The following is a 15,245-nucleotide window of genomic DNA, read 5'->3' as shown; positions in this document are numbered from 1 at the left end:
GGCGTGATAGGCTAGATTGGTCAGTAGTTCAACATCTTCCTTTTCCGGGTAAACAGCAGACCATTCCAGGACATTCTCCCTCCATTTGGGGGAACCTCCACAATTAGATCAGGGAACTCGTTCACCACCTCTTGATAACGGCCACTGAGATCAACCGGGCAACGCCTGAGTAAGATCTGAAATTCGCTGTCCAATCCAGAGTGAGTTACTTGCTGGGCAAGATCCCTTAAATAGTCCGGGTCATAAGGAGATGTGCGTACATCATCTCCGGAAAAACAGATTATTCGTCGACCGGGGTCCAACCCATAATTTGTAAAAAAACCGTCTCGGCTCATCAAGATATCCTGGTTTGTATAAAACTCAAACTGAGGACTTCCACTTACAATCAGGTTCTCCCTAGGAATTTCGGGGTAAAAAACCTGCATATGTTGCAGCATGACCTCAGACCACAAAAAATAGGTGTCCGCTCTAAAGGGTAGGCGCGCCTTCGGGAGATTATCCCAAGAATAAATGACTGTAGATGTTTTTAACCCTAGCTCCCGGGCGGCCAGCATGACCGGTGTTGCTTTTATGGCCCTTTGATGTGTACAAAATACCTGGTCTACGGATAATTCTTCGATCTGCCGTTTAATGGCCTGATAACCAGAATTCGTCTTAACAGATTTAGTATATCGCCTTTCTAACCCAAGAACCGCGTTGTAGGATCTGATCAGCGGCGCTATCCCTTTGATCAGGCCGTAGAAGATGCGATGAGTTAGACCAGAACCGGGGCGTTTCCAAAATCGATAGATGGAGGGATTATCCTGAGTCCGCACATTCCGGATGATTCGAACCCGATGTATCAGTTCTCTCAGGAATTTCTCCACTATCCCTTCCCGGTAAGTGGATATCCTATGTTCGGAGTATATCGGAAGGTCCAGGGAGAGATCTTCGATGACTTGTTGAGGGAAATCATGAAGCATTACAACCTCGAAATCAGGGTGTTTAAAGACGTTTGAATAGAGGTAGTTTCTGATCCCTACTCCATCCGGAACAAAAAGTAGAATTCGCTTCTTCATTGCTCTTTTAAAATCCGCTCTGCCCTTTGCCAGTCCTCCCAATCATCAATATTGACAAAGCGTTGAGAATCGTTGACCACATATCCAATACGATCCCCGTAAAGGCTATCCTTCTTTAGCGTTGTGATCCTGGTAATGTAGATGGCTCCATCCCTGTAGTAAGCCTTCTTCAACAACTGACGTTGAGGTTTAGGTGTTGATGTACCTGTGGCCAATGATATGGTCTCATCATTTGATGAGAGATAAACCCAATCCGGATGAAATTGATGTGGAACTTCTCTTACACTGAGCAAAGAATCATATCCTCCATCAATAAAGCGTGCTACCGCACTATCGATATCACTGGCAGTACGAAAGGGAGTAGTGGGCTGCAACAGGCATACCGCATCAAATTCTCTTCCCAATGTCTGCAAATAACTTACAGCGTGTTGAACAACAGCCAGGGAGCTTGCTGTATCCGAGGCCAGCTCATCCGGTCTTTTAAACGGAGCTTCCACCCCCAAATTCCTGGAGAGTTGCATTAGTTCGTCACTGTCGGTCGAAACGATTAGTTCGGTCAGGCTTTCGGCAGCCTTTGCAGCCTCCAGCGTATACTGGATCAAAGGTTTACCCGACAATATCTTTGCGTTCTTCCCGGGTATGCCTTTACTACCTCCACGAGCAGGAACCAGACCAAGTATTCTCATCAGTAGGTTATGGTTTTGTGGAACCTCAGAGGAACTTCGGCCAATATTTTGGCTATTCGAGTTCCGCTTTGACCATCTCCATAAATGGTGCTTTTTTGGTTTCGGGGTGAAGACAACTGAGAACTTATCCCAGCGGTAATAGCTTCGGGGCTGTAATCGACATCGATCACGTTAAGCCCACGTTGTCTCCGATTCTGTCGGGACCCAATATTGACAACAGGCACTCCCAAAAAGGAAGATTCGCGTATACCCACACTGCTGTTGCCCACCAGGCATTTCGAATTGACCAGCAACCGCAGGAAGTCGTGGGGTTCCATGTTCTTAAAGAACCTGATGTTGGGCGGGTTATAGCGTTCTCTAAAGGAACGGATACCGTTGGAGGTACCGTCAGATCCGGCATCGACATTGGGCCAGAACCAATAGGCCTGTATTCCAAGATCGTTTACCGCATGTAAGGTATCCAAGACCGACTTACGCGCCAGGTCGTATTCCGTGGTCACTGGGTGCTGCATCACTACGATATACGGCTGACTACTATCGATGTCGGCTCCTACTCCACCATATTTCTTGGCCGGATCAAAACTCAAGGAAGGGTTAGCCGCCACCTCGGCCGCCAGGTCGATAGACGGACATCCTGTGGTAAAGACATATTCCGGGTCTTCTCCCATTTTGATGACCCGCTGTGCTGCATCATCGGTTGTGACCAGGTGGATATCGGCTAGTTTGGTATTGGCATGCCTCACCTTTTCGTCTATGTTGCCGGTTACTTCTCCGCCCTGAAGATGGATCAACGGGATATTCTGATAACTAGCTGCTATGGAGGTTGCTATGGTTTCAAAACGGTCTGCAATGGTAATGACAGCATCTGGGTTCAGGTTGTAAAAAACATTGGCCAATTCCATAACTCCAAGTCCGGTGGTTTTGGCCATAGCCGTCTTGTTCTCGCCTTCCAGTACCATAAAGACCTTCTCGTTTATGCTAAAACCATCCTCTTCGATAAAATTGACCGAGGTCCCATAGCGGTCCAACAGAGCCGAACCTGCAACTACTAATTGTAGCTCCAGATCAGGATGGGATTGAATACCTGATAAAACGGTCTTTACCCGACTGTAAGAGGGACGGGCGGTAATGACCACACATATTTTTCGTTTGTCGCTCAAGAGTCTTCTAAATCATTTTCGTTTATAAAATCCCATTGCCCCAGGGGCCTTTTCAGGGTCCTCCCAATGATTTGGTCAAATTCTGATGCAGCTATACCTCTTCCTGCCGGCTTTTTAGCTTCCAGGTCTTCGAAGGTTAATACATGACCACTATCCAGCGACTTATTCACCGCCAAGGATTTTTCGAATATCTGCTTTAACCCGGTATAGGGTTCAGTATCGGACTTATCCACTGGATTATTCAAGGCAATGTCAACCTGATTGACAGCACTGACCAAAGTCTTCACCTCGTCCATGGTAAGAGAGGAGGTCACATCGGGTCCAAACATTTGCTTGTCAAAGACCACATGGAATTCTAGTATCTTGGCTCCAAGAGCGGCCGCTGCAATTCCTGCGGCAATTCCACCGGAATGATCCGAGAAGCCAACGGGTAACTCATATCTTTCCGCCAACTGCTTAATCACATTGAGACCGTATTGTTCTGCTGCCGTTGGATAGGCGGTAGTGCACTGTAAAATGGATAAGGAGGTGCCTTGTGATCTGAATAGGTTGACCGCTGCATCCAGTTCTTCCCAAGAACTCATTCCACTACTCAGAATGACCGGCTTGCCTGTAGCCGCTAACTTTTGTAACAACAAATGATTGGTCACTTCCCCACTGCCGATCTTATACTCATCGACTCCGGCTTCTTCCAGGACATCAACGGCCAGGTTACTGAATGGACTGCTGATAAAGCGCAGTCCCTTTTCGCGGCAGTGCTGGCCAATCGCTACCCATTGCTCCCTCGAAAATTCCATCCGCTGCCAATAATCGTAGCGGCTGGCATCCTGAGAAGAGAATTTTACACGAAAGGGCTCAAATTCACTGCTTTCAGCTCTTGCTATGTGGGTCTGGAATTTGACCGCCGTCACCCCTGTCTCCGCCAATGCATCTATGTATGCATGCAGCATACCCAAACTGCCATCGTGGGCTTGGCCAATTTCGGCTATGGTTGTGATCAAGGGTCTAGAGTTTGGTTAAAAGTACTAATTTCTGGGGCAAATAGACAGCAGATAGCACTTGATTTAGTCGTCCTTTGTCGGATCGAAATCGTCGGTTATTGGGGTTTGAAATAGCTGTTTGTGTTGCTGAAGCTCGGTCTGGGTCATATCCCACCATTTGAGGTCTTGTATTTTGGCAATGACCTCATCGGAAAACCTCATCTTTACTATCTTGGCAGGAACTCCTGCCACAACAGCATATGCCGGCACATCTTTGGTCACCACCGCACCCGCAGCTACTATCGCTCCATTACCCACACTTACATTTCCAACTATCATAGCGTTGTGCCCAATCCAAACATCATTCCCGACAAGGATCTCGCGCTGCTCTTTTAACTGCTTGAGTTCTCCCTCAAAAAGGTTGGCATTGATGTATGTCGTCAGATAATTCATGGGGTGGTTGGTGGCGTGCAGGGCTACATCGGCTCCAAATTGGCAGTATTTGCCAACCGTGATATGACCGTGCAGAAAATTGTTATAGCCCAGGGTAGTAGCATATCCTATTTTGATCTCTCCGGAAAAATTGCATCGATCCGGAACCTGGTTCTTCCCTTCAAACTCAACATTAGCAAGTCCTCTGGAAAAACCAGTTATCCTGACTCCTTTCCTTTCCTCAGGGGTGTTCAAAATGCGATTGAGAAATTTTTTGAGAAATAATTTCACGGGCTTGCTCAACTGACTATGGATAAATTACTCTGGTCATACATCCTTAATACATGTAGAAAATGTCTCAAAGGTGGAGAATAAAATAATGCTTGTCTCCTGACCAATTTACACAGAAAAATCTGGATAGAAATGATTCGATACACTAGCGGTAATGGCATAAATACGTTCGATCTCCTCTGCGTTCAGGAGGTATTTCCACTTTTCGGCGTTCTTTTTTGAGTTGCGCAGGTATTGGTCAGACTTGTTGTCTTGGACAGAAGTGGAATTCCTGATATAATCCCGAACTGCCTGGTTATAATCCAATTGGAGGTAGGCAAACATCCGCTGAAATTGCGCGGCCGGCTCGTGTGACAGGTCTTCATGTCTGACGTAATGCCACTGCGGATGATCTCTTTGATAAAGTTGAACCTTGGTATAGCAGACCTTCCAAAACAAGGCGGCATTATCTATCAGACTATCATTTCTACTGTTCTGGTGTGCTCTAACCTCAGATTCCAGCTGGTCCATTCCTCCATTAAAAAAGTTGGGTTGTTCCAATAAATTCTGAAAATCAAATTTCCACCCTTTTTCTTTGATACTGAGAACATAAGCCGCGGGATGCCTGATCAAAATAACTGGAATGACCGCGAACTGCTCCACTAACCAGGGTACAAGGAAAATGGCCATGGGGTCTTTAAGCATTTTAACAGGCTTGCTTGCTCTACGCAGCCTCTTCTTCAATGATATCAGCGGGCCAAAACCTTCATAGGACTTAAAAAAATCTCGAAATGAACCAATGATAGAGGTATTCAGATAATCAGCGTATAGTTTATGAATTTCCCTGATCAGGGATTCAGTGCTGTCCGAATTAATGGTTGGATACCAGGTGTTTATGTCGTAATGACCAAATCGCTGGACCCGATTCACATTCAACGGTTCTATGATGGTATCTACCTTTCCGTTAGATGCTAATACCCGTCCAACCCAGGTTGATCCGGAGCGATTGGAACCTGTTACCAGTATAACTTTCCTCTCTTTCAAGACCAATCACTTTTATATCCCAATCTTTTATTGACCAGTGGTCTCATTAATCGATTGTCATAAAGTAATCGTACCATTATTCTTTTGATCTCAAGTGGAACATTCCACCGTTTCCCTGATGGGACTTGTATTAATTCTGAGCGGTTTCCGGATAGATCATCAAATAGTTCCTCCATCCAGGGTTCTGGATGATTCCCCATGTGGTATGCGCAATTTTTTACTGTTGCCAACCGCCAATACATTGCATGCTCCACAGGTATGTCTATGTAGGTTCTGTCCGCAATGCTGGCATAGGCCATTTGACTTCGTTCCTTTGGTGAATGATCAAAAACTTCCTTTCTAATGGTCGAAACAAAATGACCACAGCCAACAACAGCCGAATGACCGGAACGTATTACGGTCAGTTGTTGATGTAACTTGCCCCTATCCTTATACATGCTATCTTCTTTCCCTATACTTCGTGCAAAACGCATCATATCTTCCTGGTCACAGAGTTGTTGATACTTCAACCTTCCTTTGAACATTCCATCGAATAGGGTATTGACAGTGTAATTATAAGCAGTTGTTCCGTGTGGAACTGGCGAAACCATTCCGGCCTCCGGAAAGCTAAGAAACACCGTCTCAACCTCCTGAATCCAACCATCCATGAATAAAACATCCCCATCCGAAATAGTGATCAATTGTTCTGCCGAGGTTCGGGCAACCGGTATGACCGCATCAATCTTGCCCTGGTTAACACTATTCAAGATCAATTGATCCAACTTGCCGTCTTGAAACAATGTCAATAAATAATCTTTTACTTCCTGGCAACTTCCATTGTCCACAACCGTAATACAGGCTCCGGAATGTATTGTCTTAATCAACGAATTCAGGCAAATTCTGGTCACTTTAAGGCCATTTTCGTAATAGCCTTCCAGCTCGGGTACATGAACGGGAATAATAACCCTGTGGTAGTAACCACTGTCGATCTTTTTATCCTTATGCGGGTTTTCTCCCAGTCTCATAATTATTTTGACGAATTCCGATTCGCAAAGTAAAGAAGCTTCAATTTAATTACCAGCAATTCCAATGGATTATACACTTTGATCGACTTAATTTGATTCAATATATCACCGACCAGTGATCTCTCATCCATCCGATTGAGTTGATACAATTTTGACAAAAGCACCCGCTTAAGATATCTGATGGACTCCTTGTTCAATCTGGAAGAGTGACGCTTGATTATATTGAAATTGACCAAAAAACTGGAATACAACTTCTGAGGTGTTGAGGGCTTATTTGATATGCTATTGGGGTGCTTTCGAAACAGAACCAAAGGCTGATCCGTATGATGATATCCATTTACAACCGAAAGCAGGTTGATGAAGAAATCTCGCTCTTGCCCTTTAGCCAAGGTCTCATCAAATCGAAATTCATACTGATCGATAAATGATCGTTCGATCAAAGGTGCCTGGGTCAACCACATGATCTTATTGGTGACAAAGTCATTAAAGAAATCCTCCGAGTGAATGGACTCTTTTCGCAATCCGATGATGTTCTCTTTTTCCTCCTCAAAGACCAGCGTTTGGCACACAGAAAATGCATATTCAGACTTAGTTAAAGAACTTAGCTGTATCTCCAGCTTTTCGGGTAGCATAATATCGTCGCTATCAAACCAATTTACATAGGCCCCAGTACTTTGCTCAAAGCCATAATTTCTGCAAGAGTTGGCACCCTTGGGACGGTCTGCAGGACGCTTAAAGATCTTGAACCTACTGTCCTTGGATTGATACTCATTGATCACTTCAAAGGTCGAATCATCTGAATGATCATCGACGATGATGCACTCCCAATTGGGGAATGTCTGGCCCAGTATACTATCCAATGTCTCGCCAACAAGTCCTTCACGGTTATAAACCGGTACGACAATACTCACTTTGGGATTATTTTCCTCCAAACACCTTCCTTTTAAACCGAGCCCAGAATCGAACAAGCTTCCCTCTTTTCAGCCTGTTATTCTCATGTTCGATCTGAATAAATTGCAAATAATCATCATAAAAGGGTCCGAAATGTTCTCTCAGCATCTCGTGATTTTCCTCCTGTTTTAGCGCTCTGGAATTTGGGTCATTACTTATACCCTCTTGATCGAAAGTTGTAAGTGCAACATCGACATGACTAAATTCAATATCTCCTCTAACCAAGGCCTTGATATAAAATTCTCGATCTGAGGTAATTTTATACTCTTCGTTATAGAGGCCTACTCGTTCAAATACATCAGCTTTGAAAAGGGTAGATTGATGAGGTAAAGAGCTTTTAAAGAGAAAGTACAAGGAGGGACGGTCCGGATACAGTTTTTCGCCCTGGCCAAAATTGTAATCCCCATAGATAATATCGCCTTTGAAATTGGGATGTTGGACAAATTTGGCAAGCGACTCATCGGTTGTAAACACGTCTCCACTATTCAGAAAAAGGATGAAATCCCCGGTTGCGAGTTTGATCCCTTTGTTCATGGCGTTGTAAATACCTCGATCTGGTTCGCTCACCCACTTGCCTATCTCATTAATCCTCGACTGAATAACCTGGGCACTTGAATCTGTAGAACCCCCATCGATAACTACAGATTCCAAATTGCTGTAGGACTGAGAGAACACAGAATCCAAGGTTCGCTTAAGACCCGCGGAGTCATTGAAATTGATCGTTATTACAGATATTGATGGGGCTATCATGTGTTTAAAGTTAAGCCAAATCGATCAACTTAGTCCTTCAGCAGTTCCTCGTAGGTTTCTTTATAGGCCGCTACCTGAACATCAGGGCTAAAGTGCTTTAAAGCATAATCTCTGATCTTATTGACTTGCAATTGCCGTCGTCGATCCATGAATTTCTCTATCCCAATTGCCAAGGCTTCAGGAGTTTGATCACTTACCAACTGCCCGCGATCAGGATCAGAAAGATGCTCCTTCATTCCACCTCGATCAAAAGCAACAACGGGAGTCCCGCAGGCCAGCGACTCTAACATGGTATTGGGTAAGTTGTCCTCTAAACTGGGAAGGATCAGAGCGTCGGCGGCATTATAAGCCTCGACCAATTGACCTGCATCAGTAATAAAACCCAGATTGATCACATTGGCAGCCGTAGCATCCATGGGCCGGTCACTCTTACCTATTGTGAGTATGCTTATATCTCGATCTAACAAGGCCAGAGCCTTTAACAATAGATCCAATCCCTTACGTCTGATGTTTTGGGAACCCGCAATATACATGACTACTTCTTCTTCCTCAGTTAGCCCAAGACGACTTCTCAGGGTTGATTTAGATGGTCTGAAGTTGTTGGTATCCACAGAATTTGGAACGCATAGAAAACTTGATCCTTTTGGAAATTGACCACTCTCTCTGGCTTGGTTGAGCAACCATTTTGAAGGTGCTGTTATGGTTAATTGGTTACTTAAGGCCATTCCTCCTTTCTTGATCTCCTTAACCTGATCTTCCAGGGAATTAACTAAGCTGCGATTGATCTCCAAATCCATGGGATAATGAAAAAGACCCATAAATGGATTAGCGTCATGTAAAGTCCAGACCATCGGTTTTCGGACTTCCTTAAAGAAACTAGGATAATCAATCCAACCAGAAACCCAATGAAGATGGATAATGTCAGCCGATATAACCAAAGGATGAGTATTCATGGCCTTTGGTCCGTAGGGAGAAGACACCATCTCGGCTTGAGTACTTTCTTGTATATCTCGGATATGGCTGAGGACTTTGTTCCTTGTGAACAATCGGTTAATCTTGATCATTGCTCTTTTCCAAGGACCAGGTCTTTTATAGCTCAATGAGTGATCGACTAATTCAGTGCCTTCAAAATCGATGGCAATGGTTTTAGAGAGGAACGCCACCTGATGACCTCTTGCTCGCTGAGCCTCATAAAGGCGGAACGCCGCTATTCCGGCCCCACCTCTAGCTGTGGTGGATAAATGGAGAACCTTAGGTCCCTTTTTACCAGTAGCACCCACCCTCTACAAGATTGTGATTATCCGGTATCTCTGTAACCATGGGCCTTACCCAGTTGTCGTTGACCAAATGACTAATATCGTACTCGCTTTCCCAACGTTTACCAAGTATCCCAAACAAGATTTGAATGGCACCGCCTATGTGAATTCCTTGTTTACCCAATTGTTTGACATGAGCGGCCAATGGCATACCGTAAGCTCCACAACCGATCAGGGCAACATCGAAATCCAGTTTAGAAATATCCGACTTCATACTCTCGAGCGCCTCAAACCAGTCCTTATAGGGTAAACTCTTATAGTTTCCAGCGATGGACTGGACCGGTGTATAGGTGATCAATTCAAATTCAGGGAGAATATCGGGGTTCTCAAATATTAATTCTCTCTTTTCGAATTGGGATTTTATACTAGCTGTAAAAGGGTGTATTACCAATACTTTTTTACCCTTCAGAATTCGACTCCATGGTCTTTGGTGATAGTAGGGATTCAGGTCTTCGAACCAAATACGTTTGGCCTGCCTCAACTCCTCACCAAACTCATTCTCCAGGTTAATGATGGATGCCAGTATATCGATCTGTGGCAAGCAATCAAGCATTAACTCTGAAAACTGATCTAGTTTGTCATGCGTTGGTGGGAAGAAGCCTGCGTTCTGATGGATCTTATGCACATCTGTCGGATCGTAATCAAATTTATCGATGCGACCTCGGATGTAATTCCAGTCGCGTTGAACTCTCCCGTTTCGAGTCTTCTTGTAAAAATTGACACAGCTAAACTCGGTACGGCCCATTCTTGATATCATAAGTGGTTTCCCTGACTGAAGCTCCTCATAGATCAAATCTGCGACATCCTGTCCCTTATAATCGGCTGGGTGCACATTGAAATAAGTCCTTTTAGGAAAGCCAAAGGTCTTTTTATAGATCTTTCGGGCCAGGTTAATCATGGGTGTTTGTTTTGCTGATGCCTAACAGTCGGTGGTACAAAATTCGGCTAAATCCTCTTAAATACCTCCTGAAATACGAATAAGGATAACCATACCACAGAAAGTCCCGGGTAATTTTGGCTATTTCGGTCAATAACCATGAATTGGAATTCCTTGTAAAGTCCTTGGAAAAGCCATCGCCATCACTCCAGGAGTGATCCCAGAGATGAACAGCAAGCGAGTCGCTTTTTACAAACTGGCGATAATCCTTTTCCCTTTCCTGATAAGGAAAACAGTAAAAAACCGCTGGAGACAAGATAACTTCGTTCTTCTCCAGATTATTTTCCGTTACCAGGTCTTTAAACAGGTGAGTGATTACCGGAGGAGAATACCTGTTGTAGCGGTTGGTATTGTAGTACTGACTCATTTCGCGGAAAAAATGATTACCTGCCACACCCCCGAAGTATCCATAGGCCGGACGTTTGTCAATTTCGTAACCGGTAAAGAATTCATATCCCAATAAAGAATCAGGGCTTTCCAGCATTAGCATGTCCATATCCAAGTAGATTCCCCCATGCTCTTGCAGAGCCTGAACGCGCACACAATCCGCTACAAAGGCATAGGCTTTGTTCCTATAGGCATCCCGGTAAAACTTATTCTGGTATTTGGTGGTATTGGATTCATTCCATTCTATCAACTCGAAACCCGGAGCCAAATCTTTCCAACTCGCAATGCAATCCAGTGCTAACTGGCTTTTTGGACCATGACCAAACCAACAATAATGCAACTTTCTAGGGATCATATTATTCGAGATCTTTCAATCTTTTCCCTCTGAAGATAAATAGGCCTAGTCTTAACATGAACGAATTGAACTTACGGGCGAACTTGGAATTCTCGAGTTCTGTGAGCATCTTAAATCTGTTGGAACCCATAAGTTTAAGCTTGCGATAGTCCTGATAGAAATAGGCAAACTCTTCCCGGATCACTCTACGCCTCTCCGCTTTACGCATATTACTGCCAGGGCCGGTTGCGCTGATTCCGTCCAGATAGTAATACGACAGCACCAAGGGTAGACGCTTATAACTGGCTCTGTGTAAACCGATGGCATGCATAAAGAACTTCCAATCTGCTGTAATCTTAAGGGACTCGTCGTAGCTCCCAATCTCCTGGAACAGCTCCCGCCTGATCAACACAGACTGATGCGCCAGAGTATCCTCCATCAGGTAGGAGAAAGTCAAGGTTTCCGGATGTTCTTTAAGGTAATCGATGCCCGTTCCCCTCACGTGAATGTCGCAGGCAATCAAGCCAGTTCCATCCAGAGCATCGAAGACTTTAGTTAAATCCAGCCCCTGTGTAAAATGATCTCCACTGTTCAGAAAGAGAACGTATTCCCCTTGAGCCATGGCAATCCCCTTATTCATGGCTTGATAAATACCCTCGTCCTTTTCGCTGATCCACTGATCGATCAGACTTGTAGCTCCTTCGATCAATACTAAACTATCATCATCTGAGTTGCCATCAACAACGATATACTCCAAATCTGAGGTTTTATGCTCAGCGACAGAGTCAAAGGTTCTTCTCAACCCTTCTGCGTTGTTATAATTTACCGTAATTACTGATATACTGGCCATGCAGTTAAGCTTGAATCAAACCACAGTTTAAGTAAATTTTCCTTAATCGGTCAGCGAACTTGTCAGGATGGTGATACTCCTCTATGCGCTGTAAAGCCTTTTCTGCTTTTACCCTGATCACTGTGGGGTCTGAAATTATCTCATTGACAATGCGGAATAATTGGGTTTCGATCTCCGCTTCCAGTCTGGACGAAGCTTCACCCCAAGAGTCAACTGCCTCCCCCAAATGGTTTTTGGCAAGGTTTATCATCCACCCACATTCCTGATCGTTGATCTCTGGCAGTGCCCTGATATCGGTCGAAATTACCGGACAACCGGTCGCTTGAAACTCCAAAACACTGTAACCATATGTATCGGCATGAGTTGGCAATAGGCCAACATGAACCTCACCTTTCATTTTTCTGACCAATTGTTGATTGGGTAATTCTTCCTGCCAATCCAGTTGACTTGGATAAGCACGGGCCAGACCCGCCAGTTCTTGTAGTTGCTCATCAGTCAGACTATGCCGTTTATTCTGACTGTGCAGGGAACCGATCATGGTCAATTTAAGGGATGGATTATCTCCGAATAGCTTGGTAAATGCTCTGATCACTTCAATACCGCCTTTACGGGGAAGATCTCGACCCAACATCATAAAGTGAATTCCATCTCTTACAGGAGGTTTTTCATATGATTTGATCAGTAGCGGTTGTGGTGGTGGTAATACAACCATTTTGGACAAAATGACCTCCTTTTGAGAGGGATACTCTTCCAATACGGCCTTTTGAATATTAGCTGCATTTTGGGATATGGGAATCAGGAATTTGCAGGATTCATGAGCCAGACGGTCAATTAATCTCTCTTCGCTGAAGTGTTCGATCTCAGCTCTTAGAAACCGGCCTAAATTGGGCTGGTCATGAAAAGGTACCAGGGTCTCGAAGGTAGTCCCCCATTGACCTGACCCCATCTGTATTGAATTAAAAAAATGACAAAAGTCGATTCCTGAGCCTGGTTTCGAGTGGTGCAAGTGCCTTTCCGTAGAGGAACTATACCATCCGCTCCATTTCTTCCAAAACCCTCCAGGCTTGGACTTTGAAACCTGCACATAATTGGCCTCAGGAAGGAGGCAAACGATATTTCTTGACTCGGCATAGCCCAGGCCTTCATAACCAATGTTTATTTTGTGCTCTTTACCCAAAGACATGCCTGTTCTTTAACAAATTGTCCCCTCTTTTAAGCCATCCCAGAGAAATATAAACTAGGCCTATGCGCCATCGAATACCGCGTTTCTTTGACGGGGTAAAATTGAGTTTATCCAAGCTTTTATCTAATATCCTGGCAATTCTTTTTGCTTCCTTAAGGTAATTCTTGCGCAGACACAATTTATATTGGGCCAATAATTCCTCATATTTCTTCTGGATGAAAGAATCCGGCAGAATATGGGTATAGTTATTCAGTATCTTCTCCTTTACCCGTGCGTTGGACCATATCTTTTGTGGGTTGTTAGTAAAGGAAACAGACATATTATCCCCATGGCATTTATACCGCATCAAAATAGAGTCCTCTGCTATGTAATTGGTAGAAAGCCCCAATGCCCGAATATGAAAATCATAGTCCTGAGCCTGTTGCAGATCAGGGTCGAAGCGCAGTCCTGATGTCATCAAAAAATCCTTCTTCCAAAGCACAGCTCCTGTTAACCAGAAGATCTTGAATTGAATGAAATCAGGCAGCGGATTCTCAGATTGCATTCGCTCATTCCTGACACCCAGATCTTCGCCACTATTGGTATCGATAAAGGTGGTTTGCGCAACACAATAATCGTAATTGGAATTGTCGAGTAGTGATAACTGCTTGTGCAACTTGGTTTTGACCATAAGATCATCGCTATCAAACCATTGAATATATTGTCCTCTACTTTGATCCAAGCCAAAGTTACGGCAGCTATTGGCTCCTTTGGGGAGGTCTTCAGGTCGCTTTAAATAGCTAAAACGAGCATCTTCCAGCACATACTTGCCAACAACTGTAGCTGTATCGTCGGAGGAACCATCGTCAACAACCAGGCATTCCCAATCGGTAAAAGTTTGAGACTTTATGGAATCCAGTGTCTCTCCAAGCATATGGGCCCGGTTATAGGTGGGAATGATGATGGAGATAAGTGGTATCACGTCAAGGTTTTTCCAATTACATTTCTTAGTGATCTCCAAGGTTGGAGTCTGATGCCCTCTACCCGAATCAATCCAGGATTTCGAAGTAGAAATTTGGCTGAATCCTTCAACAACAGCAAATCTCCATAACGATCTGGATGTTTCGACTTTATAACTCTGGACCTAACAGACCATAGCTTTCCTATCCGAAGGCTTGAGACATCCTTTGACTGAGCAAAGCGAATTAGCGAATTATACATTCGAACGACATTTTCGAAATACTTCTGATTTTTATTGAAAATATTCTTATCGTGGACACCTCGCATCGCAACTGGATCATCTATTGAAGAGGCCTCTAATTTGCCTATCATCGCCATTTTAATCCAGAGTTCGGTATCCTCTGCCACCTCCAATTGGGAATTAAATAAGCCAACGCGATCAAAGAAGGTCTTTCTCACAGTCAGACCATTACCAGAGAACCAACCAGAACGACCAATAGGTGTCATCCTTTCAAACAACTCGTTTCCAGGAATACGCTCATTTAGTGTAGTAAGATTTAACCAATCTGGTCTGGGTCCGTCGTAGCTGTCGTAATAGTGCGCTCCTATAGCATTGTATACAGCATCAATATCCCGGTTCTCCTCTAAAATCCTAATATCCTTTGCGAATCGACCAGGTAAGTAATAATCGTCGGCATCTAAAAAGGCAATATATGATTCCGTGGCGTTCTCTATACCCAAGTTCCTAGACTCGGATCGACCGTGATTTTTACGATCAGGGTGTCGCAACACAGTTATCCTAGCGTCCTTCTCAGACCATTTTAGCGCAATGTCATGAGTATTGTCTGAACTCCCATCATCTATGATTATATAGTCTGTAACCTCCTTTTGAGCCAGAACGGACGCCATGGTTCGATCTAGGAAAACTGATGCATTAAATGCTGGAGTGATTACACTTATCATT

Annotated in this window: 16 protein-coding genes; all 16 read right to left on the bottom strand. The window is 44.2% G+C overall.

Annotation, left to right across the window (positions count from 1 at the left end):
- Window positions 1-20 precede the first annotated feature (20 nt).
- Complete coding sequence (locus BST85_RS02450) at window positions 21-1,058, bottom strand: cysteine peptidase family C39 domain-containing protein (protein ID WP_104811811.1); 1,038 nt, start codon at window positions 1,056-1,058, stop codon at window positions 21-23.
- Complete coding sequence (locus BST85_RS02445; RefSeq protein ID WP_104811810.1) at window positions 1,055-1,744, bottom strand: acylneuraminate cytidylyltransferase family protein; 690 nt, start codon at window positions 1,742-1,744, stop codon at window positions 1,055-1,057. Before BST85_RS02445 ends, BST85_RS02450 begins: the two co-directional genes overlap by 4 nt.
- Window positions 1,744-2,904 carry a UDP-N-acetylglucosamine 2-epimerase gene (gene neuC / locus BST85_RS02440; protein ID WP_104811809.1) on the bottom strand — a complete coding sequence of 387 codons (1,161 nt, stop codon included), beginning with the start codon at window positions 2,902-2,904 and terminating at the stop codon, window positions 1,744-1,746. Before neuC ends, BST85_RS02445 begins: the two co-directional genes overlap by 1 nt.
- On the bottom strand, window positions 2,901-3,905 hold the full coding sequence (locus BST85_RS02435; protein ID WP_342750376.1) for an N-acetylneuraminate synthase family protein: 1,005 nt from the start codon (window positions 3,903-3,905) through the stop codon (window positions 2,901-2,903). Before BST85_RS02435 ends, neuC begins: the two co-directional genes overlap by 4 nt.
- A gap of 63 nt (window positions 3,906-3,968) precedes the next feature.
- Window positions 3,969-4,571: a CatB-related O-acetyltransferase gene (locus tag BST85_RS14385; RefSeq protein WP_219842110.1), complete on the bottom strand. Its 603-nt coding sequence runs from the start codon at window positions 4,569-4,571 to the stop codon at window positions 3,969-3,971.
- 144 nt (window positions 4,572-4,715) lie between these two features.
- Window positions 4,716-5,630 (bottom strand): sulfotransferase, encoded by a 915-nt coding sequence (locus tag BST85_RS02425; RefSeq protein WP_181039939.1) that lies wholly within the window; start codon window positions 5,628-5,630, stop codon window positions 4,716-4,718.
- Window positions 5,627-6,634: a glycosyltransferase family A protein gene (locus tag BST85_RS02420; protein WP_104811807.1), complete on the bottom strand. Its 1,008-nt coding sequence runs from the start codon at window positions 6,632-6,634 to the stop codon at window positions 5,627-5,629. Before BST85_RS02420 ends, BST85_RS02425 begins: the two co-directional genes overlap by 4 nt.
- A 2-nt stretch (window positions 6,635-6,636) precedes the next feature.
- Window positions 6,637-7,545 (bottom strand): glycosyltransferase family 2 protein, encoded by a 909-nt coding sequence (locus BST85_RS02415; protein ID WP_181039938.1) that lies wholly within the window; start codon window positions 7,543-7,545, stop codon window positions 6,637-6,639.
- A 7-nt stretch (window positions 7,546-7,552) separates the two neighbouring features.
- Window positions 7,553-8,335, bottom strand: a complete 783-nt coding sequence (locus BST85_RS02410) for a glycosyltransferase family 2 protein (RefSeq protein ID WP_104811805.1) — start codon at window positions 8,333-8,335, stop codon at window positions 7,553-7,555.
- Window positions 8,336-8,364: 29 nt separating this feature from the next.
- Window positions 8,365-9,615, bottom strand: coding sequence for a glycosyltransferase (locus tag BST85_RS02405; RefSeq protein ID WP_104811804.1), 1,251 nt, complete (start codon window positions 9,613-9,615; stop codon window positions 8,365-8,367).
- Entirely contained in the window at window positions 9,599-10,549 is a 951-nt protein-coding gene (locus BST85_RS02400; RefSeq protein WP_104811803.1) for a hypothetical protein, read from the bottom strand. Before BST85_RS02400 ends, BST85_RS02405 begins: the two co-directional genes overlap by 17 nt.
- Complete coding sequence (locus BST85_RS02395) at window positions 10,542-11,330, bottom strand: glycosyltransferase family 32 protein (protein ID WP_104811802.1); 789 nt, start codon at window positions 11,328-11,330, stop codon at window positions 10,542-10,544. The genes BST85_RS02400 and BST85_RS02395 overlap by 8 nt, the downstream gene beginning before the upstream one ends.
- A gap of 1 nt (window position 11,331) precedes the next feature.
- Window positions 11,332-12,159, bottom strand: a complete 828-nt coding sequence (locus tag BST85_RS02390) for a glycosyltransferase family 2 protein (RefSeq protein ID WP_104811801.1) — start codon at window positions 12,157-12,159, stop codon at window positions 11,332-11,334.
- 4 nt (window positions 12,160-12,163) lie between these two features.
- Window positions 12,164-13,342 carry a glycosyltransferase family 4 protein gene (locus tag BST85_RS02385; RefSeq protein ID WP_104811800.1) on the bottom strand — a complete coding sequence of 393 codons (1,179 nt, stop codon included), beginning with the start codon at window positions 13,340-13,342 and terminating at the stop codon, window positions 12,164-12,166.
- Complete coding sequence (locus tag BST85_RS02380; protein WP_104811799.1) at window positions 13,329-14,303, bottom strand: glycosyltransferase family 2 protein; 975 nt, start codon at window positions 14,301-14,303, stop codon at window positions 13,329-13,331. Before BST85_RS02380 ends, BST85_RS02385 begins: the two co-directional genes overlap by 14 nt.
- Window positions 14,300-15,244 (bottom strand): glycosyltransferase family 2 protein, encoded by a 945-nt coding sequence (locus BST85_RS02375; RefSeq protein WP_104811798.1) that lies wholly within the window; start codon window positions 15,242-15,244, stop codon window positions 14,300-14,302. Before BST85_RS02375 ends, BST85_RS02380 begins: the two co-directional genes overlap by 4 nt.
- Window position 15,245: the final 1 nt, after the last annotated feature.

Source organism: Aureitalea marina (assembly GCF_002943755.1).
GTDB lineage: Bacteria > Bacteroidota > Bacteroidia > Flavobacteriales > Flavobacteriaceae > Aureitalea > Aureitalea marina.
This window is presented reverse-complemented; position numbering and strand designations above follow the sequence as displayed.

Excerpts from the sequence above, each read along its gene's own strand:
- BST85_RS02450 (WP_104811811.1), bottom strand. The coding sequence starts at position 1,058 with ATGAAGAAGCGAATTCTACTTTTTGTTCCGGATGGAGTAGGGATCAGA.
- BST85_RS02445 (WP_104811810.1), bottom strand. The coding sequence starts at position 1,744 with ATGAGAATACTTGGTCTGGTTCCTGCTCGTGGAGGTAGTAAAGGCATA.
- BST85_RS02420 (WP_104811807.1), bottom strand. The coding sequence starts at position 6,634 with ATGAGACTGGGAGAAAACCCGCATAAGGATAAAAAGATCGACAGTGGT.
- BST85_RS02410 (WP_104811805.1), bottom strand. The coding sequence starts at position 8,335 with ATGATAGCCCCATCAATATCTGTAATAACGATCAATTTCAATGACTCC.
- BST85_RS02400 (WP_104811803.1), bottom strand. The coding sequence starts at position 10,549 with ATGATTAACCTGGCCCGAAAGATCTATAAAAAGACCTTTGGCTTTCCT.
- BST85_RS02395 (WP_104811802.1), bottom strand. The coding sequence starts at position 11,330 with ATGATCCCTAGAAAGTTGCATTATTGTTGGTTTGGTCATGGTCCAAAA.
- BST85_RS02390 (WP_104811801.1), bottom strand. The coding sequence starts at position 12,159 with ATGGCCAGTATATCAGTAATTACGGTAAATTATAACAACGCAGAAGGG.
- BST85_RS02385 (WP_104811800.1), bottom strand. The coding sequence starts at position 13,342 with ATGTCTTTGGGTAAAGAGCACAAAATAAACATTGGTTATGAAGGCCTG.
- BST85_RS02375 (WP_104811798.1), bottom strand. The coding sequence starts at position 15,244 with ATGATAAGTGTAATCACTCCAGCATTTAATGCATCAGTTTTCCTAGAT.